The 23,600-nt window shown below is 68.9% G+C and carries 20 protein-coding genes and 2 tRNA genes; 13 read left to right on the plus strand and 9 right to left on the minus strand.

What is annotated here, in order from left to right; genetic code table 11:
• Positions 1-390: 390 nt before the first annotated feature.
• Both QSG27_RS17385 and QSG27_RS17390 read left to right on the plus strand, forming a co-directional pair.
• Positions 391-1,077 carry an HAD-IA family hydrolase gene (locus QSG27_RS17385; RefSeq protein ID WP_306708286.1) on the plus strand — a complete coding sequence of 229 codons (687 nt, stop codon included), beginning with the start codon at positions 391-393 and terminating at the stop codon, positions 1,075-1,077.
• A gap of 143 nt (positions 1,078-1,220) precedes the next feature.
• Positions 1,221-1,484, plus strand: coding sequence for a hypothetical protein (locus tag QSG27_RS17390; RefSeq protein ID WP_306708288.1), 264 nt, complete (start codon positions 1,221-1,223; stop codon positions 1,482-1,484).
• Between the two features lie 3 nt (positions 1,485-1,487).
• On the opposite strand, the gene QSG27_RS17395 is transcribed toward QSG27_RS17390, so the two are convergent.
• Entirely contained in the window at positions 1,488-2,360 is an 873-nt protein-coding gene (locus tag QSG27_RS17395; RefSeq protein ID WP_306708290.1) for a DUF3108 domain-containing protein, read from the minus strand.
• Between the two features lie 168 nt (positions 2,361-2,528).
• Between QSG27_RS17395 and QSG27_RS17400 the strand changes: the two genes are divergently transcribed.
• The 4 genes from QSG27_RS17400 (at position 2,529) to panC (ending at position 4,268) form a co-directional block, all read left to right on the plus strand.
• Positions 2,529-2,603: transfer RNA gene (locus QSG27_RS17400), tRNA-Val, on the plus strand.
• A gap of 129 nt (positions 2,604-2,732) precedes the next feature.
• Positions 2,733-2,807 (plus strand) — tRNA-Val (locus tag QSG27_RS17405).
• 235 nt (positions 2,808-3,042) lie between these two features.
• Positions 3,043-3,207 (plus strand): hypothetical protein, encoded by a 165-nt coding sequence (locus QSG27_RS17410; protein ID WP_014240656.1) that lies wholly within the window; start codon positions 3,043-3,045, stop codon positions 3,205-3,207.
• Between the two features lie 155 nt (positions 3,208-3,362).
• Positions 3,363-4,268 carry a pantoate--beta-alanine ligase gene (panC, locus tag QSG27_RS17415; RefSeq protein WP_306708298.1) on the plus strand — a complete coding sequence of 302 codons (906 nt, stop codon included), beginning with the start codon at positions 3,363-3,365 and terminating at the stop codon, positions 4,266-4,268.
• On the opposite strand, the gene QSG27_RS17420 is transcribed toward panC, so the two are convergent.
• Positions 4,255-5,916 carry an ATP-binding protein gene (locus QSG27_RS17420; RefSeq protein WP_306708300.1) on the minus strand — a complete coding sequence of 554 codons (1,662 nt, stop codon included), beginning with the start codon at positions 5,914-5,916 and terminating at the stop codon, positions 4,255-4,257. The genes panC and QSG27_RS17420 overlap by 14 nt on opposite strands.
• A gap of 289 nt (positions 5,917-6,205) precedes the next feature.
• Between QSG27_RS17420 and gabD the strand changes: the two genes are divergently transcribed.
• Together gabD and QSG27_RS17430 are read left to right on the plus strand one after the other, a co-directional pair.
• Positions 6,206-7,699 carry an NADP-dependent succinate-semialdehyde dehydrogenase gene (gene gabD / locus QSG27_RS17425; protein ID WP_306708302.1) on the plus strand — a complete coding sequence of 498 codons (1,494 nt, stop codon included), beginning with the start codon at positions 6,206-6,208 and terminating at the stop codon, positions 7,697-7,699.
• Positions 7,700-7,829: 130 nt separating this feature from the next.
• A complete protein-coding gene (locus QSG27_RS17430; RefSeq protein ID WP_306708304.1) occupies positions 7,830-8,282 on the plus strand; it encodes a flagellar basal body-associated FliL family protein in 453 nt (150 codons plus the stop codon).
• A 70-nt stretch (positions 8,283-8,352) separates the two neighbouring features.
• Here QSG27_RS17430 and QSG27_RS17435 read toward each other — a convergent pair whose 3' ends face one another.
• Positions 8,353-9,741 (minus strand): class II 3-deoxy-7-phosphoheptulonate synthase, encoded by a 1,389-nt coding sequence (locus QSG27_RS17435; RefSeq protein WP_306708306.1) that lies wholly within the window; start codon positions 9,739-9,741, stop codon positions 8,353-8,355.
• A gap of 217 nt (positions 9,742-9,958) precedes the next feature.
• Here QSG27_RS17435 and QSG27_RS17440 point away from each other — a divergent pair, with 217 nt between their 5' ends.
• The gene (locus QSG27_RS17440; protein ID WP_306708308.1) at positions 9,959-11,302 is read left to right on the plus strand and encodes an AmpG family muropeptide MFS transporter; all 1,344 of its coding nucleotides are present in this window, start codon (positions 9,959-9,961) and stop codon (positions 11,300-11,302) included.
• A gap of 135 nt (positions 11,303-11,437) precedes the next feature.
• Here QSG27_RS17440 and QSG27_RS17445 read toward each other — a convergent pair whose 3' ends face one another.
• The 3 genes from QSG27_RS17445 to QSG27_RS17455 all read right to left on the minus strand — a co-directional run bounded on the left by QSG27_RS17445 (position 11,438) and on the right by QSG27_RS17455 (position 14,497).
• Positions 11,438-12,334 carry a manganese catalase family protein gene (locus QSG27_RS17445; protein WP_306708310.1) on the minus strand — a complete coding sequence of 299 codons (897 nt, stop codon included), beginning with the start codon at positions 12,332-12,334 and terminating at the stop codon, positions 11,438-11,440.
• Between the two features lie 148 nt (positions 12,335-12,482).
• Entirely contained in the window at positions 12,483-13,835 is a 1,353-nt protein-coding gene (gor, locus tag QSG27_RS17450) for a glutathione-disulfide reductase (protein WP_306708312.1), read from the minus strand.
• A gap of 164 nt (positions 13,836-13,999) precedes the next feature.
• Positions 14,000-14,497 carry a flagellar basal body-associated FliL family protein gene (locus QSG27_RS17455; protein ID WP_306708314.1) on the minus strand — a complete coding sequence of 166 codons (498 nt, stop codon included), beginning with the start codon at positions 14,495-14,497 and terminating at the stop codon, positions 14,000-14,002.
• 363 nt (positions 14,498-14,860) lie between these two features.
• Here QSG27_RS17455 and QSG27_RS17460 point away from each other — a divergent pair, with 363 nt between their 5' ends.
• On the plus strand, positions 14,861-16,009 hold the full coding sequence (locus QSG27_RS17460; RefSeq protein ID WP_306708316.1) for a nicotinate phosphoribosyltransferase: 1,149 nt from the start codon (positions 14,861-14,863) through the stop codon (positions 16,007-16,009).
• A gap of 61 nt (positions 16,010-16,070) precedes the next feature.
• On the opposite strand, the gene QSG27_RS17465 is transcribed toward QSG27_RS17460, so the two are convergent.
• From QSG27_RS17465 to QSG27_RS17475, 3 genes are all read right to left on the minus strand, one after another.
• Positions 16,071-16,403, minus strand: coding sequence for a (2Fe-2S) ferredoxin domain-containing protein (locus tag QSG27_RS17465; protein WP_306708318.1), 333 nt, complete (start codon positions 16,401-16,403; stop codon positions 16,071-16,073).
• Between the two features lie 100 nt (positions 16,404-16,503).
• A complete protein-coding gene (gene egtB / locus QSG27_RS17470) occupies positions 16,504-17,802 on the minus strand; it encodes an ergothioneine biosynthesis protein EgtB (RefSeq protein ID WP_306708320.1) in 1,299 nt (432 codons plus the stop codon).
• A 177-nt stretch (positions 17,803-17,979) separates the two neighbouring features.
• Positions 17,980-18,576 (minus strand): hypothetical protein, encoded by a 597-nt coding sequence (locus tag QSG27_RS17475; RefSeq protein ID WP_306708322.1) that lies wholly within the window; start codon positions 18,574-18,576, stop codon positions 17,980-17,982.
• 223 nt (positions 18,577-18,799) lie between these two features.
• Here QSG27_RS17475 and QSG27_RS17480 point away from each other — a divergent pair, with 223 nt between their 5' ends.
• From QSG27_RS17480 to mfd, 3 genes are all read left to right on the plus strand, one after another.
• A complete protein-coding gene (locus QSG27_RS17480; protein WP_306708323.1) occupies positions 18,800-19,579 on the plus strand; it encodes a crotonase/enoyl-CoA hydratase family protein in 780 nt (259 codons plus the stop codon).
• Positions 19,580-19,711: 132 nt separating this feature from the next.
• Positions 19,712-20,014: an FAD assembly factor SdhE gene (locus tag QSG27_RS17485; protein WP_038530795.1), complete on the plus strand. Its 303-nt coding sequence runs from the start codon at positions 19,712-19,714 to the stop codon at positions 20,012-20,014.
• A gap of 10 nt (positions 20,015-20,024) precedes the next feature.
• Positions 20,025-23,600 (plus strand): transcription-repair coupling factor (gene mfd / locus QSG27_RS17490; RefSeq protein WP_306708325.1); only part of this gene is annotated, 3,576 nt, incomplete at its 3' end.

A 23,600-nucleotide genomic window follows, 5' to 3' on the forward strand; every position in this document is an offset into this window, starting at 1 on the left:
TGCAGGACCTTCGGCAGGTCCGACTTCATGCGGGTGCCTTTGCCGGCGGCGAGAATCACGCAGGCGAGCGGGCGGTGCTGAGTCATCGGATGTCCCTGCAGTATCGGGTGTGGGTTATGGCGGACGGGTGGAAAAGCGTGCGCATCAAAATCCGGGCGAGGAGTCTGTCTTCCGCCATTCAGTGCCACAACCGGTGCCGTGACCCCAAGTCAACTTTTGTGTCAACCTGACATACATGGATTGCAGCCCGAGGGCGTACGCAACCCGTGCCGCCGGCGCCGACGGGCCTATGCGAGGGTGGTTTGCAGGAACATGGGGTCGCCGCCGGGGGAGGGCCGTGCTATCGAACGGGGTGCCGCACGCCGTCGATCCGTTACAGGACCCATGCCCATGCCCATGCCCACCGCATCCTCCGCCATTCCCTTCTCCGCGGTCGTCTTCGATCTGGACGGCACGCTGATCGACAGCGCCCGGGACATGACCCGCGTCCTGAACCGCACCCTGTCCCGCTTCGCGCGGCCCGCCCTGACGGAGGAGCAGGTGCGGGGCATGGTGGGTGACGGGTCGGCCAACCTCGTCCGGCAGGCCTTCGCGGCGACCGGCGGCGCCCTGACCGACGAGGCGCTGCAACCGGTCCTCGCCGACTATCTCGACGCCTATTTCCAGGACGACGAGCCGCCGGCGCTCTATCCCGGCGTTCCGGAGACTCTGAAGGCCCTGGCGGACGGCGGTGTCCGGCTGGGCCTGTGCACCAACAAGCCGGAACGGATCAGCCGGAAGCTGCTCGACACGCTGGGCCTGTCGCCGCTGTTCGGCGCGCTGGCCGGCGGCGACACCCTTCCGGTGAAAAAGCCGGACGGGCGCCATCTGTCCTGGGTGGTGGAGGCGCTGGGCGGCGGCTCCGCCGCGATGGTCGGCGACAACGGCAACGACGTGAAGGCCGCCCGCTCCGCCGGGGTCCCGGTGGTGGCGATGACCTACGGCTATCCCCGCATGCCGGTGCGGGAGCTGGGCGCCGACATTCTGCTGGACCGCTTCGCCGATCTGCCGGACGCGCTGCGCCGCCTGGGCGCCTGACGGACCGTCTCCGCCGCGGGGGCAGCGGAAGCCCTGCCGTAGGTCTCCTTCTTGTCATGGTTAATGAGAGATTAACAGTGGCTAACGAAAGGTAAATGTTGTTGGATGGGGTCATCGAATGGCGGTGAGCGAAGGAGACATCCATGGCCCAGATCCTTGCCTTTCCCGGAAAGACGCAGACCGGTGAGACGCTCTCCATCGAGGCCCGCAACGCCGCCCGTCATCAATCGGCCAGCCAGCTCGAATCGGCCACCGCCGACTTTGACCGTATGATGGCCCATCACAGCGAGCTGCAGCGCCAGATGGCCGAGTTCAACCGCCTGTGCGAGCAGGCGCTGGCCGAGCGGCCCATGGCCGAGCTGCTGTACCACCCCACCGCCTGCAGCGGCGGTGTCGCCCGCGCCTGATCGTCAACGGGGCTGCGCGCTGCCCGGCCCGGCGGGGCTCTCCGCCGTCTGGTCGGTCCTGCGGGCGGCGGTGAGATGGACGACCACCCCGCCGAGCCCGCTGTCGGTTTCCAGCCGCACGGGCAGCGGCGGGCCGCTCCCTCCTTCGACCGGCGCAATCCACACATCGACGGGCGGACGATCCTCCCGGCCTCCGCCGCGTTGCCAGAAGGATTGGCGCGGCTTGCGCTCGTAGCCGGCCACCGGCCTGTAGGAGAGCTGGCAGTGCCGCGCCGCGCCGGAGAAGACGGAATGGCGCGACTCCCCGACCATCGTCATTCCCCGGTCCGCGACCATCATGTCGTAGCGGCGGCGCCCGTCGTAGATGGGCACCGTGCGCCGGCATCCCTCGCCGTGGAGCCCGGCCAGCAGCATTTCCACGACCCCGCTCAGCGGGTCGCGGGTCTGCCGGCTGAGCGCCTCCGGCACGGGATCGCGGTCCTCCTCCTCCGGCGGCGGGGAGACCTGAGCCCGCACGCTTCCGTCCGGGCCGTAATCCAGAGTTACGGTGCGGGGCGCGCCGCGCAGGACGCCGGACTGGGTGTGGCGGATCGGGGCGACGCCGTCGGGCCGGACCGCGCCGACGCTGAGAGACTGGGTTTCCCAGGGAAACATCCGCCCCAGGAAGCCGTCCGTCGCCGCGTTCACCTGGACGCGGTAGCGGCCTTCGGTCAGCGTCAGCTCCGCCCGCGCGTCGAGGACGGCGACCCCGCCGACATGGACGCGGTAGTCCAGTTGCCAGCGCTGCGCCAGGGCGGGCAGGGGGAACAGCCCGGTCAGCGCCGCGCACAGCCCGGCGGCGAGGGCGGCGGAGGGAAGCGCGGTCCGGTGCGTCATGTCCGTTTGCTCATCAAGGGGGGCTCCGGGCGGATCGGTTTCTTTGATATTGGTGTGAAACAGATGCTTGACAGGAGGGGGCGGGGCCTTTAGAAACCCGCCTCACCGCAGCGGCGGCAACGACGCGACAGCGTAACGAGCCCGATGCCGACGCGGTTTTACTGGGATGGGCGCATAGCTCAGCGGGAGAGCACACCCTTCACACGGGTGGGGTCGTAGGTTCAATCCCTACTGCGCCCACCATCCCAAAGTCCGATGGTTCATGGGCTTTGCGGATGGTACCATCCCCTTCACCGCGGAAATGAACAGGATCGGGGCCGGTCTGGCCTCGCGTCGTCGTCTTCGCGGTGCGTCAGCGGTTGTTTTTGGGATGGGCGCATAGCTCAGCGGGAGAGCACACCCTTCACACGGGTGGGGTCGTAGGTTCAATCCCTACTGCGCCCACCATCCCAAACACCGCTTCTTACCCGATGCCCATCAATGATCGTCGATGGCCGCGCAGTTTGCGTGGCCGTTGTGCATGGCGCGATACCACACAAAAACTCCGCCCATCCGCCGGTGTCTTTTTGGAACAAACGCCACCGCAAACGCCACCGCAGTTGATTCAGATCAGCTACAGCGCGTGGGGTTTTCGTCTATCGCTTCCAGCATCCGATTTTTTCAATCACCTGGAAGCAGTGACATGGAAGATACGCGCGTGACCCTTCTCGCCCTCGGCCTGCTGGTCGTGGCGCTCGTCGTGATCCTCGGTTCGGTGGTCCTGTCTCCGGCCACCCTGGTCCTCCTGGCCACGCTCGGCGCCTGGGTGAACCTGACCTATCTGGTCGTCGTCACGCTGATGCGTTGATCCTCGTCCGCGGGCCGGGGCGGGTGGTCGGCCCATCCCGCCCGCCGGATGGGAAAATTTCAAAATCGGCAGCCGTTCGTTAATTCCATGACTGGACAGCGCCGGCCCGGCGGTTTATCCCAGCGCCGTTTATGACGCCTGTGGAGCACACCGCCATGACCTCCCTCGCCGCCGCCCGCGTTCCGGAGTCGGAACAGCCCCTGCCGGTCGTCCGCAGCGTGGACGATCTCCGCGCCCAGGTGTCGTCCTGGCACCGCGAGGGCAAGACGGTGGCCCTGGTGCCGACCATGGGGGCGCTGCACGACGGCCATCTGGCCCTGGTGCGCCGCGCCCGTGAACTGGCCGACCGTGTGGTCGCCAGCGTCTTTGTCAACCCCACCCAATTCGCCCCGCACGAGGACTTCGACCGCTACCCGCGCGACGAGGCCGGGGATTCGCGCAAGCTCGCCTCGGCGGGCTGCGACCTGCTTTACGCCCCCACGGTGCGCGCGATGTATCCGGAGGGCTTCGCCACGGCCATCTCGGTCGGCGGCCCGGCGGAGGGGCTGTGCGGTACCTTCCGGCCCCAGATGTTCGGCGGCGTCGCCCTGGTCGTGACGAAGCTGTTCCTGCAGGCCCAGCCCGACGTGGCGGTGTTCGGGGAGAAGGATTACCAGCAGCTCATGGTCATCCGCCGCTTCGCCCGCGATCTGGACATTCCGGTGCGGGTGGAGGGGCTGCCGACCGTGCGGGAGGCCGACGGGCTCGCCATGTCCTCGCGCAACGCCTACCTGTCCGCCGACGAGCGCGCCCGCGCGCCGGAGCTGAATCGCGCGCTTCTCGACGCCGCGGCGGCGCTGGCCGGCGGCGCGGAGGCCGCCGCGGTCCTGGAGGCGGTGCGGGCCCGCGTCAGCGCCGCCGGCTTCGGCTCCATCGACTATGTGGAGCTGCGCGACGCCGGCACGCTGGAGCCGGTCAGCCGCGCGGAGCGTCCGGCGCGACTGCTGGCCGCCGCCTGGATGGGCAAGGCCCGCCTGATCGACAATGTGCCGGTCATTCCGGGGGCGGTCATTCCGGGCTGATGCCCGGCGCACCCTCCGGCTGGAACAATTCGCCCAAGGCGGCCTGGAGCAGGGCCGGGCTGATCGGCTTGTGCAGCACGGGGCAGCCGATGCTCCGGGCCTCCACCTGGGGCAGGGCGCCGGTTTCCCCGGTCAGCAGGATGGCGCGGACGGGCGCGTCGTACAGGTCCCCCAGCGCGCGCAGGACGGACACCCCGGTCACGCCGTCGCGCAGCCGGTAATCGGCGATCACCGCATCGGGCACCCGCCCGCCGCCGCGCAGGGCGGCGTCCGCCTCCTCCCAGCAGCCGGCGTCCATGGTGCGGTAGCCCCATTGCCGGATCATCGCCACCAGCCCGGCGCGCACCAGCGCGTCGTCCTCCACCAGCAGCACGAGCCGGCCATCCCCGAGGGCGATCCCATCGGAGGCGGGCGGCTCCGGCGCGTCGCACGGGGCGGCGCCCGTCTGCGCGGCGAGCGGGACGGTGACCGAGAATTCCGACCCCACGCCGAAGCGGGATTGCACCCGCACCGGATGCCCGATCAGCCGCGACAGGCGCCGCACGATGGCGAGCCCCAGCCCCAGCCCCTGGTTCCGGTCGCGCTCCGGGTTGCCGAGCTGGGTGAATTCCTGGAAAATCTCGTCCAGCTTGTCGGCGGGGATGCCGATCCCGCTGTCGCGCACGGTGATCGTCAGATCCGTCCCCGTGATGGCGCAGAGCACCTCCACCCCGCCGTCCAGCGTGTAGGTCAGCGCGTTTTCCACGAGGTTGCGCAGGATGCGGCCCAGCAGGTCGGGGTCGCTGCGCACCAGGGTGGGCGCGCAATCCACCCGCCAGCCCAGCCCCTTGGCCGCCGCGCGCGGGGCGTAGGTGGCGTTCAGCTCCTCCAGCAGGGGGGCGATGGGGATGTCCGCCATCCGCGCCTGCACCGCCCCGGCGTCCAGCTTCGAGATGTCCAGAAGCCGGTCGAGCAGGGCGCGCAGGGCCTCCAGGCTCATTTCCAGGTTGGCGGCCATCCGCTGGGCGCGCGGATCGGTCAGGGCGGGGGCGAGCGCCGCCGCGAAGAGCAGGGCGGATTGCAGCGGCTGGCGCAGGTCGTGGCTGGCCGCGGCGAGGAACTTCGACTTGGACAGGTTGGCGCGCTCGGCTTCCTCGCGGGCGCGCAGGGCGGCCTGGGCATCGGCGGCGGCGCGCTCCCGCGCGTGGGAGGTGCCGGCGTCGCCGGACAGGCCGGCGTAGCCGAGCAGGGCTCCGTCGCGCCCGTACAGGGCCGTCATCTCCAGCCACAGCGGAAGATGGGACCCGTCCTTGCGGATGAAGGTCCATTCCCGGCGGTAGGGCCGGCCGCGGCGGGGCAGGGCGGTGAAGACATCGATGTCCGGCGCCACCGGTTCGCCCAGTTCCTTCGACAGGCGGGCGGCCTCGGCGGCCAGTTCGTGGCGGTCGTGGAACAGCAGGGGCGTGGCGCGGCCCGCCAGCTCCTCCCGCCGGTAGCCGAGCCGCCGCTCCGCCGCGGGGTTCAGGTCCAGGATGACGCCGGACGGGTCGGTGACGATGACGAGGTGGCCGGTGGCGGCGAACAGCGCTTCGCAGAGCGCGGCGCGCCCGGACCCGGAACCGGCCGGTTCGTTACGGTCCGGACGGCAGGTGCGTTCCGCATCCTCCATGCCCCTGCATCTCCCCCTCTTGCGCGCCGCAATCCTCCGCATGACGGATTCGGCTTTCCATTGGGCCGTTCGTGGCCATTTTTTGCATCGCAGCCGCGTGCGCCACAACCATGCTGCCCAATGGCGCGACGGGCTGTCCAGGGCAAAGCGCCGGTGCCGTGAGGATTGCCGTGACGACGACAGGGAAGGGGCAAGGGAGGAGCGGCAAAGGATCGCAGGCCCGGCGCTGCGCCCTATAGTTTCTGCCGAACGCGCGGCTGCGCGCAAGAACCGAGGGAAGGAAGGCACCATGCCGTATGATTCCGTGGACACCGCCCGCCGGCTTGGGCTGAAGGACGCCGAGCTGCTGCGCTTCCAGTGCTTCATCGACGGGAAATGGACCGACGCCGACGGCGGCAGGACCGTGGAGGTGACGAACCCCGCCGATGGCAGCGTCCTGGGGAGCGTGCCGATGATGGGCGCCGAGGAGACGCGCCGGGCCATCGCGGCGGCGGAGCGCGCCTGGCCGGCCTGGCGCGCCCTGACCGCGAAGGAGCGCGCCAAGGTCCTGCGCGCCTGGTTCGACCTGATGATGGCGAACCAGGAGGACCTGGCCCGCATCATGACGGCGGAGCAGGGCAAGCCGCTGGCCGAGGCGCGGGGCGAGGTGGCCTACGCCGCGTCCTTCGTCGAATGGTTCGCGGAGGAGGGCAAGCGCGTCTACGGCGACACCATCCCGCAGCATCTGCCGGGCCGCCGCATCGTCGTGACCAAGGAGCCGATCGGCGTCACCGCCGCCATCACGCCGTGGAATTTCCCGGCGGCCATGATCACCCGCAAGGCCGGGCCGGCGCTGGCCGCCGGCTGCCCGATGGTCGTCAAGCCGGCCACGGCCACCCCGCTGACCGCGCTCGCCATGGCCGTGCTGGCGGAGCGGGCGGGCGTTCCGGCGGGCATCCTCAGCGTCGTCACCGGTTCCGCCCGCGCCATCGGCGGCGAGATGACTGGCAACCCGGCGGTGCGCAAGCTGACCTTTACCGGCTCCACCGAGATCGGCAAGGAACTGATGGCCCAATGCGCCGGGACGGTGAAGAAGGTGTCGCTGGAACTGGGCGGCAACGCGCCCTTCCTGGTTTTCGACGACGCCGACCTGGACGAGGCGGTGAAGGGCGCCATCGCCTCGAAATACCGCAACACCGGCCAGACCTGCGTCTGCGCGAATCGGCTGCTGGTGCAGGCCGGAGTTTACGACGCCTTCGCGGCGAAGCTGGCGGAGGCGGTGAAGGCGCTGAAGGTCGGCCCCGGCCTGACCACGGACGGCGCGCAGCAGGGGCCGCTGATCGACATGGCGGCGGTGGAGAAGGTCGAGGACCACATCCGCGACGCCGTGGGCAAGGGCGCCCGCGTGGTGCTGGGCGGGCGGCGGCATGAGCTGGGCGGCAGCTTCTTCGAGCCGACCATCCTCGCCGACGTGACCCCGGCCATGAAGGTGGCGCGGGAGGAAACCTTCGGCCCGGTGGCCCCGCTGTTCCGCTTCGAGACGGAGGAGGAGGCCGTGCGCATGGCCAACGCCACCGAATTCGGTCTGGCCGCCTACTTCTACAGCCGCGACATCGGGCGCGTCTGGCGGGTGGCGGAGGCGCTGGAATATGGCATCGTCGGCATCAACGAGGGCATCATCTCCACGGAGGTCGCGCCCTTCGGCGGCATGAAGGAGAGCGGCATCGGGCGCGAAGGCTCGAAGTACGGGATCGAGGACTTCCTGGAGATCAAGTATCTGTGCATGGGCGGCATCGGCGGCTGAAAGCCGGGCGCCGGTTGCAAGTAAAAAAACAGGGCCGGTCGCGCGACGCTCTTTGACCGGCCCTGTTTTTTTATCTAATATAAACTTTCCTTAAAATTGCCACGACCCCAGTTGGGGGAAAGGCGGCCCGGTGCGGTTTCTGCTGCGGCGCTCCGACGGGGAATCGGTGTCCCTGACGCCCGTCATCATCGCGGTTGTCCTGGTGCTGCTCGCGGCGCTGGGCACCTGGACCGTGGTGTCCAGCAAGACCGGCGCCCGCAGCGCCGGCGGCGAGCGCAAGCCGCAGAAGACCTACGCCGCCTTGCCGCTGATGACCTTCACGCTGGGCGGCAGCGACGCGCGTCTGGTGGACATCCGCGTGCTTCTGGAGATCGAGCCCACCGCGGACCCGAATGCGGCGGCGCCCTATGTGCCCCGCATCGCGGACCAGATGGCCGACCGGCTGCGCCAGATCGAGCCCGACCAGTTGAACGGGGCCGAAGGCGCCAACCTGATCAAGAGCGCCGTGGCGAGCGTGGTGAAGCGCGAGGCGCAGACCGTCCGGGTGCGGGACGTGCTTCTGGAGCGGATGGTGGTGCGGTAGGCGCCTGCGCTGTTTGCCCCCTCCCAGGCTCTCCCCTGCGCAGCGGGAGAGGGAGGGAGGGGGCAGACGCTTACTCCGCCGCCGCGGCCCGGCGGTCGGCGTCGCGCTGGAGACGGGCGCGCTTCAGCTCCTCGGCCAGCAGGAAGGCCAGCTCCAGCGATTGGCTGGCGTTCAGGCGCGGGTCGCAGGCGGTGTGGTAACGCAGCGCCAGCTTGTGGTCGGTGATCGCCTGGGCGCCGCCCGTGCACTCCGTCACGTCCTGGCCGGTCAGCTCGAAATGGACGCCGCCGGCGTGCGTGCCTTCGGCCTGATGGACGGCGAAGAAGTCGCGCGCCTCCGACAGCACCTTCTCCACCGGGCGGGTCTTGTAGCCGCTGGAGGACTTGACGGTGTTGCCGTGCATCGGGTCGCAGGACCAGACGACCACGCGGCCCTCGCGCTGCACCTTGCGCAGCAGGGCCGGGAACTTCTCCCCGACCTTGTCGGCGCCCATGCGGACGATCAGGGTCAGGCGGCCCGGCTCGTTCGTCGGGTTCAAAATGTCGATCAGGCGGATCAGCTCATCCGGGTCGGTGGACGGGCCGCACTTCAGGCCGATCGGATTCTTCACCCCGCGCAGGAATTCCACATGCGCGCCGTCCGGCTGGCGGGTGCGGTCGCCGATCCACAGCATGTGGGCCGACACGTCGTACCAGTCGCCGGTGGTGCTGTCCACGCGGGTCATCGCCTGCTCGAAGGGCAGCAGAAGCGCCTCGTGGCTGGTGAAGAACTCCGTCTCACGGATCTGCGGGGTGGTCTGGGCGGTGATGCCGCAGGCCGCCATGAAGGCCAGCGTCTCGTCCAGCCGGTTGGCGATCTCGCGGAAATGCTCGCCGGCGGGGGAGCGCTCCACGAAGCCCAGCGTCCACTGGTGCACCTTGTGCAGGTCGGCGTAGCCGCCCTGGGAGAAGGCGCGCAGCAGGTTCAGCGTGGCCGCGGCCTGGGTGTAGGCCTGCATCATGCGTTCCGGGTCGGGAACGCGGGCGTCGGGCGTGAAGTCGAAGCCGTTGATGATGTCGCCGCGGTAGGACGGCAGCTCGACCCCCTCCAGCACCTCGGTGTCGGCGGAGCGCGGCTTGGCGAACTGGCCGGCCATGCGGCCCACCTTCACCACCGGAATGGCGGCGCCGAAGGTCAGCACGACGGCCATCTGCAGCAGCACGCGGAAGGTGTCGCGGATGTTGTTCGGGTGGAACTCCGCGAAGCTCTCCGCGCAGTCGCCGCCCTGGAGCAGGAAGGCGTTGCCGGCGGCGGCGGCGGCGAGGCTGTCCTTCAGCCGGCGCGCCTCGCCGGCGAAGACGAGCGGGGGATAGGAGGACAGGCGCTGCTCCACCGCTTCGACCTTGGACGGGTCCGGATAGGTCGGAAGCTGCTTCGCCGGCTTCGACCTCCAGCTGTCGGGGGACCAACGCTCAACCATGACGCCCGCTCTTTCCTTGTGCTAAGGGTTCCTCCCGAGGGCCGGATGACGGCCAGAGGGGTAATCTGTATAGCCGCCGCGGAGAAATTTTTCCATAGTTTCGACCGCAACTTCCGCAATGGATGATGCGGCGGCACGCCCGAAAAAGCGCGCTGGCGGGGGTGCCCGGCCACGGCCTATACAGACGGTTACGCAGGTGTGCGGAAGGGTTGAGCGGGTGAAACCATCCTCCTGGAGCCAGGCGGCCTCCGTCTATCTTGACCGGCGCGTTCTGGCCATTCTGTTCCTGGGCTTTTCCGAAGGGCTGCCGCTGGCGCTGACCGGCTCCACCCTGTCGGTCTGGCTGCGCGAGGGCGGCGTCAGCAAGACGGCCATCGGCCTGTTCGCGCTGGTCACCATGCCCTACGCGCTGAAATTCGTGTGGGCGCCGCTGATCGACCGGCTGCGCCTGCCGGTGGTGACGCGGCTGTTCGGGCGGCGGCGCGGCTGGGCGCTGGTGGCGCAGGCCGGGCTGATGGCGGCGCTGGTCGGGCTGGGCAGCACCAACCCGGTGACCGACCTGTGGTGGACCGCCATGCTGGCCGTGGTCGTGGCCTTCTTCTCGGCCAGCCAGGACATCGTGGTCGACGCCTACCGCGTCGAGGTTCTGGAGGAGCACCAGCAGGCGGCGGGGGCGGCCATCCTGGTGCTGGGCTACCGCTTCGGCATGCTGGCGGCGGGGGCGGGGGCGCTCTACCTCGCGGAGTTCTTCGGCTGGCACGTCGCCTACTACGTCATGGCGGGGCTGGTGGCGGTCGGCATGGTGACCATCCTGCTGAACCGCGAGCCGAAGGTCGCGGATTCAGCGGAATCCAGGGCGCGGGAGCGGCATGTGGCCGACTGGCTGGCCGCGCGCCCGCACCTGACGGGGTGGAAGGCGGACCTGCTCGCCTGGATCTACGGCGCGGTCGTGGCGCCCTTCGTGGAGTTCATGACGCGGCCGGCCTGGGCGGCGGTCCTGCTGTTCATCGCCTGCTACAAGCTGGGCGACGTGCTGGCGGGGGTGATGGCGGCGCCCTTCTACGTCGATCTCGGTTTCGAGAAGACGGAGATCGCCAACGTCACCAAACTGTTCGGCTTGTGGGCGACCATCGCCGGCGGGCTGATCGGCGGCGTGCTGGTCGGGCGCGTCGGCGTGCTGCGCGGGCTGCTGGCCGGCGGGTTGATGCAGATGCTGTCCAACCTGGGCTATGTCATGCTGGCCCAGGTCGGGCACGACGTGTCGGCTCTGGCCGTGACGGTGGCGCTGGAGAATGTCTGCGGCGGCATCGCGACGGCGGCCTTCGTCGCCTATCTGTCGAGCCTCTGCAACACCGCCTACACCGCCACGCAATACGCGCTGCTCAGCAGCTTCTACAAGCTGGGGGGCGATCTGTTCGGGGCGTCGTCCGGCTGGCTGGCCGAGCGGATGGACTGGAGCGGCTTCTTCCTGCTGTCCACCGGCGGCGCGCTGCCGGGGCTGCTGGTGCTGCTGTGGCTGATGACACGGCCACGGCGGGACGAGGTGGCGGTGAAGGTTTAGGTGGGCAACGCACCAATCGAACACTTGCCCCCACCCTGACCCTCCCCCGCTCTCGGCGGACCAAAGGTCCGCCTGCCGCGCCAGCGCAAACCAGAGGTTTGCGCAAGAGCTGGGCGGGGGAGGGGAATTGGGGCCTTACTTCACCGGAGTCATCTTGCCGGAGCCGGGGCCGGCACCGAGATCCGCACCCGTCACCGGGTTCACGTCGGTGCGCGACATGGTGCGCTTGGCGGCCTCGTTGACCGCCTTCATCTCCTCCGCCGCCAGCCGGACGGAGGGGTTGCCGTCACCGCCGCTGACCGGGGCCTGGTCGGGGCGGATGTTCACGAACTCCCACTGCTCGCCCTGGTTCCACGGGCCGCGGGCGTCGCCGTCGCCCTGGCTCATGTTGTAGTACTTGTCGGTGTATTCGGGGTTGCCCGGCAGCTTGCCCGGCGGGAAGTTGTTCTCGATGGAATAGAGCGCCTTCTCGAACATCTTCTGATGCGCGACCTCGCGGGTCATCAGGAAGGTCAGCGCGTCCTTCACGCCGGGATCGGGGGTGATGTTGATGAGGCGCTCATAGATGATCTTGGCCCGCGATTCCGCGGCGATGTTGGAGCGCAGGTCGGCGGTCGGCTCGCCGATGCTGTCGATGTAGCCGCCGGTCCAAAGCTGCCCCGCGGAGTTGGTGAGCGCCGGGCCGCCGCCGTAGAGGAGGGCCAGCGTGTGGCTGCCGTTGCCCTTGGCGATGTCGGCGTAGAGGTCGGTGACCTCCTCCGCGCCCTCGGCCAGCTTGCCCTTCACACCCTTGGTCAGCATGGCGACGATGCTGCCGATGATCTCCAGATGGCTCAACTCTTCGGTCGCAATGTCGATCAGCATGTCCTTGCGGGCCGGATCCTCGTCGGCCAGACCCTGCGTGAAGTAACGCAAGGCCGCCGCCAGTTCGCCCTGGGGACCGCCGAACTGTTCCAGCATCAGGCTGGCCAGCTTCGGGTCCGGTTCCGCCACGCGGACCGTGTACATCAGGTTCTTGTTGTGCATGAACATGCGTTGGAGCCCTCCCGGTTCCTCGATGAAAGGAATGGTGACGGCGGCTTCCGGATGGTCCGGAAGCGCCGTGGTGAGCCCTCAACATGCGCTTCTTAGAAGCGTTCCAGGAAATCCCGTTCCTGACCTTTGGTTTAACGTCCGATCGTCAGGACACCTTCTCGCGCATCAGAACGAACTCTTCCGCGGTAGAGGGGTGAAGGGCGATGGTGCGGTCGAAGTCCTTCTTGGTGGCGCCGCAGTTCAGCGCGATGCCCAGCCCCTGGACGATTTCCGGCGCGTCCATGCCCATCATGTGGCAGCCCAGAACGCGCTGGCTCTCACCGTCCACGACCAGCTTCATCAGGACGCGCTCGTCGCGGCCCGACATGGTGTGCTTCATCGGGCGGAAGCCGGCCTTGTAGATGTCCACCGTCCCGTATTTGGCCCGCGCCTCCGCCTCGGTCAGGCCGACGGTGCCGAGCGGCGGGATGGAGAAGACGGCGGTCGGGATGTTGGCGTAGCTGATGCTGGTCGGGTTGTCGTTGAACACCGTCTCCACGAAGGCGCGCCCCTCGGCGATGGCGACGGGGGTCAGGGCCATGCGGTCGGTCACGTCGCCCACCGCGAAGATGTTGTCCACGCTGGTGCGCGAATACTCGTCCACCCGGATCGCCCCGCTGTCGTCCAGCGCGACGCCGACGGATTCCAACCCCAGGTCGCGGGTGTTCGGTCGCCGCCCGGTCGCCGCCATGACGAGGCCGGCGGAATGCTCCCGCCCGAGCTGGTCGGTGACGGTGAAGCCGCCGGGGCCTTCCTTGACCTTCACCGGCTGGGTGCGGGCCTGGATGGTGATGCCGCGCTTGCGCATCTCCTGCGCCAGCGCCACGCGGATGTCGTCGTCGAAGCCGTTCAGCAGCTCCTCGCCGCGGATCATGATCGTCACCTCGGCGCCCAGGCCCCGGAAGATGCCGGCGAACTCAACGGCGATGTAGCCGCCGCCCAGGATGATGACGGAGCGGGGCAGGGTGCCGAGCTGCAACGCCTCGTTGGAGGTGACGGCGTGCTCGATCCCGGGAATCTTCGGCAGCGACGGCCAGCCGCCGGTGGCGACCAGGATGTTCCTGGCGGTGTAGCGCCGGTTCCCGACCTCCACCGTGTGGCGGTCGATCAGCCGCCCGAATCCGGTGTGCAGCGTGACCCCGGAGTTTTCCAGCATCTTGATGTAGATGCCGTTCAGCCGGTCGATCTCGGTGTCCTTGCGCCCGATCAGCGTGGCCCAGTCGAAGGCCGGCGTGTGGGAGGCCCAGCCGAATCCGCAGGCGTCCTCGAAGGCGTCGCGGAACTGGGCGGCGTAGACCAGCAGCTTCTTCGGCACGCAGCCGCGGATGACGCAGGTGCCGCCGACCCGGCTGCCCTCGCAGATGGCGACCTTGGCGCCCATGGCCGCGGCCCGCCGGCTGGCCGCAACGCCGCCGGAGCCGGCACCGATGGTGAAGAGGTCGAAATCGAACTCGGCCACAGCCGTCTCCTTCCAATCCCACAGTTCGTACAAGTCCCCGAACGGGTGCGGAGTGTTCCCCATTCCGGCGTCCCTGTCGAGCCTTGGCCTGTCGAGCCTTGGCCTGTCGAGCCCCTGCCTGACGAGCCTCTGCCTGATGAGCTTGGGAGGACGTGGGCCTTCGGTCAGCGCATGACGAGTTCCTGGACCAGCACCTGCCGGATTTTCATCGCGCCGAGTTCCTTGGTGGCGGTGCGCATCACCGCGTCCTTGATGTAAAAGGCGCCGTTGCGCCCCCGCAGCTCGCCGGGGTCGGCTTCCAGCATCACGTTGGTCATGGCGCTGGCGATGCGCGGGCCGTAGCTTTCCACCGTCTTGGCGGGGGCGGTCGGTTCCATGTCCAGAACCACGCGGACCCGCAGTTCCCGCAGCCGGTCGCCATCGGCCAACGTGAAGATCATCGCCGGCAGGCGCGCGTAGTTGGCGGCGGTCCGCAGCGTGTCCCCCACCGCGCGCCCGGCCTGCGCCGTGCCGGGCTTCAGCAGGAAGGCCCCGCCGGTGCCCGCCGCGGCCAGCCCGGCCATGGTGCAGAGAAGCCCGAGAACCACCCGGCGGCCCAAGCGGTCGAGCGTCGAGGGGCCTGCCGCAAAGCTCGGCGCGTTCTGGCTGATTGTCCGGCTCATGCCGACCTCGTCGCTTTTTCCGGCGCCGAAGGGGGATGGCGCCTGTTCTTGGAAGGATAGTGAAGGGGCAAAAGGAGGTCGTCAAATACAGGTATTTTATACTTTTTGATGAAAGTGAATTACATCGTGGAACTGCGTTCCTGTTCGGCAGTTCTTTGTGATTGAAATGCGCAGGATTTCGTAGCGTATTTTCGGAAAATCACCATTGCCCGCGGCGGGTGGCCGTACCGGATGAAGCCTCTTCCACCGGAGCGCCGGGGCGTATAATGCTGGTTTCTCAATCGGATTGCCGGTCCCGCCGCGGGGGCGGCCTCCGGATGCGACCATCGCGAAGGGCAAGAGCGGGAAGACGAGGACATCGCCATGGACGAGACCACGAAGCAGGCGCCGGCCAGTCATCCGCCCGCCTCGGCCATCACCGAATGGACCGACACCTATTTCAAGCGGACCAAGGAGGCGGTCGGGAAGTTCGGTGACAAGAAGGTCACCTACGCCATTTTCATGCGCCGCCCGGTGGTCTGCGCACCGCGACTCGCCATTGAATGGCTGGAGGCGGTGGCGCGGGAACGCGGATTCGACATCGACATCGTCCTGAACTATCCGGAAGGGAAGTGGGTCGGTGCGGGCGAGCCGATCCTGTACATCACCGGCTCCTTCTACCATCTGGTGGACACCGAGACGATCATCCTGCAGAAGCTCGGCCCCGCCTGCGTCGGCGCCTACAACGCCTTCACCATGTGCGCCGACCTGCCGAAGACCGCCTTCCTCGCCATGGAGGCGCGCCACTGCGCCGGCACGGAGATGGAGGAGATGATGGCCTACGCCGCCTCGGTCGGGTCGGACCGGGCCAAGCGCAAGGTCGGCGCCAAGGGCTTCATCGGCAACGCCACCGACGCCACCGCGCATTTCTTCGGCCAGAAGAAGGGCATGGGCACCATGCCGCACGCGCTGATCGGCTATGCCGGATCGACCGTGCGGGCGGCGGAGATGTTCCACGAAACCTTCCCCGAACTGCCGTTGACCGTTCTGGTCGATTACTTTGGGCGCGAGGTGACCGACGCGCTGGAGGTCTGCCGCCGCTTCCCCGGACTCGCCGCGCAGGGCAAGCTGGCGGTGCGGCTCGACACGCCGGGCGGGCGCTTCCTGGAGGGGCTGGACCCGCCGGGTTCCTACGCGGTGTTGGAGCGGCACGCGCCCCATTCCATCCGCGGCTACCGCGACGAGACGCAGCTCCGCTACCTGATCGGCACCGGCGTGTCGGCGGCGGCGGTCCATTTCATGCGCGAGAAGCTGGACGAGGCGGGATTCCCGGCGGTCAAGATCGTCGCCAGCTCCGGCTTCGGCCCGGCGAAATGCCGCCTGATGGCCGAGGCGAACGCCCCGGTGGACATCATCGGCACCGGCAGCTATCTGCCCGAGCGCTGGACCGAGACCTACGCCACCGCCGACATCATCGAATATGACGGTGAGAAGCGCGTGAAGGTCGGCCGCGAGTTCCTGTTCCGGAAGTAGCATCGTCTTTTCGCAAGGAAAAAGCCCCTCCGCCGGCACCGCCGCGGAGGGGCTTTTGCGTTCAGCGGGTCAACACCATCACCAGCCGTTCGACCGGCGTGTCGTTGACAAGGTGCGATTCGACGATCTCGTCGATGTCCGCGGGCGTTTCCGGGCGGTACCAGAGGCCCTCCGGATAGACCACCATCAGCGGACCGGCGGAACAGAAGCCGAGGCAGCCCGTCCAGGCCATGCCGACGTCCAGCAGCCCCTTGGCCTGGATGCGCTGGCCGAGCTGTTCCCACAGCGGGTGGGCGTTCTTCGCCGCGCAGCTTCCGCGCGGGTGGCCGGGCGGGCGCTGCTGGGCGCAACAAAAGACGTGGTGGCGGAACACCTGAGGCAGATCGAGGGACATCGCACGCTCCTAAAACCATAATCCGCGTACGGTTATATCCTCTGCTGCGGTGCGGCGCCACCGTTTACAACGATTCTAATATGTCGGGCGCCTGCGATGTTCACGCATCCTCCGCCAGCCGCAGGCCCGTGAAGGACAGCCGTGTTTCCGGGCGCAGATAGTGCCGGGTCGTCGGGTTGGCGTGATCGAAGGGCGTGACGCAGCTTCCGCCCCGCAACACCATGCGGTTCGTCATGAAGCGGCCATGGACGGCCTCGTCCACCCCGTCCGGCAGGCGGTAGCCGGGATAGGGGGCGAAGGGGCTGCGGGTCCATTCCCATACGTCGCCGAACAATTGCCAGGGGCCGTCGCCGTGGCAGGTGCTGGGGCGCGGATGGCGGTTGCCGGTGCCCAGCAGATTGCCCATGCTGTCGCACCGCGAGGCGACGGCTTCCCATTCGGCCTCGTCCGGCAGGCGCTTTCCGGCCCAGCGGGCGAAGGCGTCGGCCTCGAACCAGCTCACATGGCAGACCGGCTCCGCGGGGTCGAGCGGGCGCATACCGTAGAGGGTGAAGATCTGCCACGCGCCGTCGCGCCATTCCCAATAGAGCGGCGCCTGCCATTCCTCGGCCCGCACCGCTTCCCAGCCGTCGGCCAGCCAGAGCGAGCGCCTGGTGTAGCCGCCGTCCTCGATGAAGTCCCGGAAGGCGCCGCAGGACACCGGCAGGGCGGCGAGGCGGAAGGGCTCCAGATAGACGCGGTGGCGCGGCCCCTCATGGTCGAATCCGGCCCAGGCTTCCGTGCGCCCGATCTCGACGATGCCGCCTTCATGCTCCATCCAGCGCTCCGGTTGCGGCGGGGCCGGCGCGGTCTGCGGCGGCTGATCGTAGGCGGGGCGCAGCGGGTTGCTCCAGAAGGCGTGCTTGATGTGGTTCAGCAGCCGCTCCTGGTGGCGCCGCTCATGGGTGATGCCGACGACCACCCGGTTCGCGATGTCCGGCAACTCCGCCTCGTCGGCCTGATTCAGCAGATGCAGGACCGCGGCGTTCACATGGTCGCGGTAGCGCATCACCTCCCCCGCGTTGGGCCGGGAGAGCAGGCGCAAGGTGGGGGAGGGAAGCTGGTGGCTGCCGAACCGGTCGTCGCGGGCGGCGAACAGCGTCAGGAAGGCCGGATCGAAGGGCCGGTAGCCGGGGTTGCAGGGCACCAGGACGGTGGTTTCGAACAGCCATGTGGTGTGGGCGAGGTGCCATTTGGCCGGCGCCCCGTCGGCGACGGACTGGACCATCAGGTCCTCCGGCGACAGGGGGGCGGCGAGTTCGGCGGTGCGGGCGCGGATCTTTTGGAAGCGGGTGGAGAGCGCTTGGCGGAGGGCGTCGCCGGACGGCTGGGCGTGCGTGGCGAGATGGGTGTCGGGCACGGGGGAACCTCCCTGCGGGAGCGGGTTTTCCGCGGCGGGAACGGCGCGGGGAAGCGCCCCGGGCCGTCGCCGGAGGAATAACAGGGCCATTGTGCCGCATGGCCCGACCATCCTGGGTGGCGCATCGGAGGGAGGCTTTCTCCGAATTCGCGCATTATACCCGCATTGGGGCTGTGGCTATGCGTCCACCACCAGATGCGGACGGAAGGCCCCTTCGAGCGTCAGAAGCAGGCGCAGATAGACCGCGACGCGCCGCGATGTCGTCGTGCGCTGCTCCAGACAATCGCGCAACTGATTGGCGAGTGCCACATTCTCCGCCGTCTGCCCCGGCGGAAGCGCCGGGTTCGTCGGCGCGACCATATCGACGATGTGGTCGTGATCGGCGGGCGGGCCGGCGGCGGCCCGTTCGAGAAGCGCCGCCGCGATGCGTTCGATGTCCTGGTCCGGCGGCGGGGGCTGGGCGAGGTTGGGAGCGAGGTGGGGCGGCGGGCGGCGGTTGGCGAGCTGCGCGCGCAGATTCTGCTTGATGCGCGCCCGCTGTCCGGCGTTCAGCGTGTCCAGCTCGTCGATCTCGTCGAACAGCAGGTCATAAAGGCGCCGCCGCTTGTGGTTGGCGTCCTCCTGGCTGCGGCGTTCCTGCTGTTCCCGCTCCTGCTGTTGCAGGTCCTGCCGATTCTGCCGCCGCTGCTTGCGGTCGGTGGCGCTGCCCGAGCGTTCCACCGCGCCGGGCGAGCGGACCAGGGGCTCCGAACGTCCGATCGAACCGTCGGTCATGGCGGCCTCCCACGGCAGGGACTGGGACTGTTCAGTGTACCAACTGTCTCGGACCTGTCAAGGCGACGCTTTGGCGCTACGCGGCGGAGGGTACGCCACGCGGTTGCCGAAGCGGCCCTTCGGATGAGCGGTGTTCACTCGAAGCCGCGCCATACTCGTTTGTCAGGCACACGGCGCACACTCGACAGTGGGGCAGCCCAAACACGCGAAGAAGGAACGCCACATGCCCTGCGACACCCCCCCGACCCCCGTTCGGTGCGTCACCGCCGGAGGAATCGCCACCCTCACCCTGAACCGGCCTGCGAAGCTGAACGCCATCAGCACCGCGCTCGCCGCCGCGATGCTCGACGCGCTCGATGCGCTGGAGACCGACGAGTCGGTGCGTGCCGTCATCGTCACCGGGGCCGGGGAGCGGGCCTTTTCCGCCGGGGCGGACATCGCCGAGTTCACCCAGGCCGTCCGGCGGGGACCGGAGGCGGCGGTGCGTGCCTTCCGTCCCGGCCAGACGCTGTGCGCGCGGATCGAAGCCTATCCGAAGCCGGTCATCGCCGCGGTCAACGGCATCTGTTACGGCGGCGGCTGCGAGATCCTGGAGGCCGCCCACCTCGCCGTCGCCAGCGAGCGGGCAAGCTTCTCCAAGGCGGAGATCAAGCTCGGCATGATGCCGACCTTCGGCGGGACACAACGGCTGCCCCGCAACGCCGGGCGCAAGCGGGCGCTGGAATGGCTGCTGACCGGCGACGCCTTTCCGCCCGCCACGGCTCTGGCGGTGGGACTGGTCAATCAGGTGGTGGCCCACGACGCTTTGCTGCCCGCGGCCTTCGAACTGGCGGGGCGGATCGTCCGGCATTCCCCGGCGGCGGTGTCCGGCATCCTGGGGGCGGTGACCCGCGGGCTGAACATGACCATCGGCGAAGGGCTGGCCGTGGAGACGGAACGTTTCGCCCGGCTGGCCCCCGGCCCCGACCTGCGCAACGGCCTGGAGGCGTGGCTTTCGCGCTGAATCAAGCTTCGTCCGGGGGATGGTCCGGCATTTCGGTTTGCGCGGGGGCGTGCCGGTGTGCAGGATGCGGGGGTGGATGTGGACCGCTCCGCCCCCTATCTTCCGGGGCCGGGGCTTTTTGGCGTGGATGGCATGAGCGACGAGAACACCCTGTCCGAAAGCGGCGAATCCCTGGAAAACCGGCGCAAGCGGCTGCGCTTCCGGTCGTGGCACCGCGGCATGCGCGAGATGGACCTGCTGATCGGCAGCTTCGCCGACGCCCATGTCCCGGATTTCGATCACGCGCAGCTCGACCGCTACGAGGCGCTGCTCGAACTGAGCGATCCCGATCTCTACAACTGGTACGCCGGGCGCGAGCCGCTGCCCGCCGAGCATGACACCGACGTCATGCAACTGCTGACCAAGTTCCGCTACACGCCCCGTCAGGGGTCCTGAGGCCCGATCCTTGCCCAGCTTCGAACAGTTGCAGCCGGGACGCTCCGGCCGCCTTCTGGTCGGCGGCGCCCCCGCCGGCCATGACGCCCGCGTCCTTGCCGACCTCGCCAAGCGGGCGGGGAGCGCGGGGCTTCTCCACGTCGCGCTCGACGACACCCGCGCCGCCCAACTGGCGGAGGCGCTGGCCTTCTTCGCGCCGTCGCTGGAGGTGCAGGTGTTCCCGGCCTGGGACTGCCTGCCCTACGACCGGGTGTCGCCCAACGGCGGCATCGTGGCGAAGCGAATCGACACGCTGACCCGCCTGCTGGCGCGCAAGGCGGACGCGCCGCCGCTGGTCGTGCTGACCACCGTCAACGCCATGGTGCAGAAGGTGCCGCCCCGCGCCGCCTTCCGCGACGCGGTGTTCTCGGCGAAGCTGCGGGACCGGATCGACCTGGAGAAGCTGCAGCGCTATCTCGCCGGCAACGGCTACACCCGCGCCCAGACGGTGCGCGAGCCGGGTGAATTCGCCATACGCGGCGGCATCGTGGACCTGTTCCCGCCGGGCACCGACGAGCCGCTGCGCCTCGACCTGTTCGGCGACGAGCTGGAGGCGGTGCGCAGCTTCGACCCCATGTCGCAGCGCACCACCGACAAGCGCGACGGCATCGACCTGAAGCCGATGTCGGAGGTCTTCCTGGACGAGGCCGGCATCGCCCGCTTCCGCTCCGGCTACCGCGAGCTGTTCGGCGCCGTCACGGACGACGACCCGCTGTATGAAGCGATCAGCGCCGGGCGCAAGTACGGCGGCATGGAGCATTGGCTGCCGCTGTTCCACGAGAGCATGGAATCGCTGCTGGCCTACATGCCCAGGGCCATCCTGTCGCTGGACCATCAGGCGACGGAGGCGCGCGATTCGCGCATCGCGCAGGTGGTGGACTTCCACGCCTCCCGCGAGAGCATGATCGTCATCGAGAAGCGGACGGGCTCGCCGGTCTACAAGCCGGTGCCGGTCGGCATGATGTTCCTCGACGCGCAGGCCTGGGACGACCTGTTCGCCGCCCACGCCGTGGCCCAGCTCCAGCCCTTCGGCACGCCGCCGGGCATCAAGGGCACGCTGGACGCCGGCGGGCGGCGTGGCCACGACTTCGCGGAGGAGCGGGCGCGGCCCGACGTGAACGTCTTCGAGGCGGTGAAGGACCACATCCGCGCGCTGCGGGCCGATGGGCGCCGCGTGCTGGTGGCCGGCTATTCCGCGGGCTCCCGCGACCGCCTGATGACGGTGCTGGGCGACCACGGCATTCCGGGGCTGGAGCCGGCGGAGAGCATCGAGGACGTCCGCCGCTTCGACCGCAACATCATCGGCATGATCGTGCTGGGGATGGAGCATGGCTTCACCTCCGCCGACATGGCGGTCATCACCGAGCAGGACATCCTCGGCGACCGCCTCGTCCGCCCGGCGGCGAAGAAGAAGCGCAAGGCCGCCAACTTCATCGCGGAATATACGGCGCTGGCCTCCGGCGATCTCGTGGTGCACATGGACCACGGCATCGGGCGCTATGACGGGCTGGAGACGCTGGAGGTGTCCGGCGCCCCCCACGACTGCCTGCGGCTGATCTACGAGGGCGGCGACAAGCTCTACGTCCCCGTCGAGAACATCGAGGTGCTGACCCGCTACGGGTCGGAGGACGCGCACGCGCAGCTCGACAAGCTGGGCGGGGCCGGCTGGCAGGGCCGCAAGGCCCGCGTCAAGAAGCGCCTGAAGGACATGGCCGAGGCGCTTCTGAAGATCGCCGCCGAACGCATGTTGAAAAAGGCCGACCCGGTCTACACGCCGGAGGGCGTCTATCAGGAATTCGCCGCCCGCTTCCCCTATCCGGAGACGGACGACCAGTTGAAGGCCATCGAGGAGGTCTTCACCGATCTCGGCTCGGGCCGTCCCATGGACCGGCTGGTCTGCGGCGACGTCGGCTTCGGCAAGACGGAGGTGGCGCTGCGCGCCGCCTTCCTCGTCGCCATGAGCGGCCAGCAGGTCGCCGTGGTGGTGCCGACCACGCTTCTGGCGCGCCAGCATTTCAAGACCTTCACGACGCGCTTCGCGGGGTTGCCGCTGCGCATCGTGCAACTGTCGCGCATGGTCACCGCCAAGGAGCAGACCAAGGTCAAGCAGGAGCTGGAGCAGGGCACCGCCGACATCGTGATCGGCACTCACGCGCTGCTCGGCAAGGGCGTGCAGTTCAAGCAGCTCGGCATGGTCATCGTGGACGAGGAGCAGCATTTCGGCGTGAAGCAGAAGGAGCGGCTGAAGGAGCTGCGCGCCGACGTGCACGTCCTGACGCTGACCGCCACGCCGATTCCGCGCACGCTCCAGATGGCGCTGTCCGGCGTGCGCGAGCTGTCGCTGATCGCCACCCCGCCGGTGGACCGTCTCGCGGTGCGCACCTTCGTGCTGCCCTACGACCCCGTGGTGGTGCGCGAGGCGATCCTGCGCGAGCATTACCGGGGCGGCCAGACCTTCTACGTCTGCCCCCGCGTGGAGGACCTGCCGAAGGTCGCCGAGCGGGTGCGGGAACTGGTCCCGGAGGTCAAGATCGTCACCGCCCACGGCCAGATGCCCGCCAGCGAGCTGGAAGAGGTGATGACCGCCTTCGACGAGGGCAAGTTCGAGGTGCTGCTCGCCACCAACATCATCGAGAGCGGCATCGACATCCCCAACGCCAACACGCTGATCGTGCACCGGGCGGACATGTTCGGTCTGGCCCAGCTCTACCAGATCCGCGGGCGCGTCGGCCGGTCGAAGGTGCGCGGCTATGCCTACCTCACCTACGCGCCGAACAAGCCGCTGACCGGTACGGCGCAGCAGCGGCTGCACGTCATCGAGACGCTGGATTCCTTGGGTGCCGGCTTCCAGCTCGCCAGCCACGACATGGACATCCGCGGCGCCGGCAACCTGCTGGGCGAGGAACAGTCGGGCCACGTCAAGGAAGTGGGCGTGGAACTCTACCAGCACATGCTGGAGGAGGCCGTCGCCAACGCCCGCGCCAACATGGACGGGCAGGTGCCGAGCGGGGCGGAGGACCAGCCCTGGACCCCGCAGATCAACCTGGGCACCCCCGTCCTGATCCCGGAGGAGTATGTCCCCGACCTGACGGTGCGCCTGTCGCTCTACCGCCGCATCGCGGAGCTGGTGGACCGGGCCGAGGTGGACGGCTTCGCGGCGGAACTGATCGACCGTTTCGGCAAGCTGCCGGGCGAGGTGGAAAACCTGCTGGACGTGGTGACCATCAAGCAGCTCTGCCGGCAGGCGGGGGTGGAGCGGGTGGACGCCGGGCCGAAGGGCGCGGTGCTGACCTTCCGCAACAACAGCTACGCCGAGCCGGCCAAGCTGCTGACCTACATCAGCCAGCAGATGAGCCTGATGAAGCTGCGGCCCGACCACAAGCTGGTCTACACCCGCGAATGGACCGACGAGCCCCAGCGGGTGCGCGGCGTCAACCGGCTGATGAGCGATCTCGCCCAGATGGCCGGCGGCGGCGCGGTGCCGAAGGGCGAGGCGCCGCCGCCCCCGCCGCCCCCGCCGCGGCGAAATGCGGCAGGCTGGCGAGCT

This window comes from Azospirillum isscasi (assembly GCF_030849505.1).
Classification (GTDB): Bacteria; Pseudomonadota; Alphaproteobacteria; order Azospirillales; family Azospirillaceae; genus Azospirillum; species Azospirillum isscasi.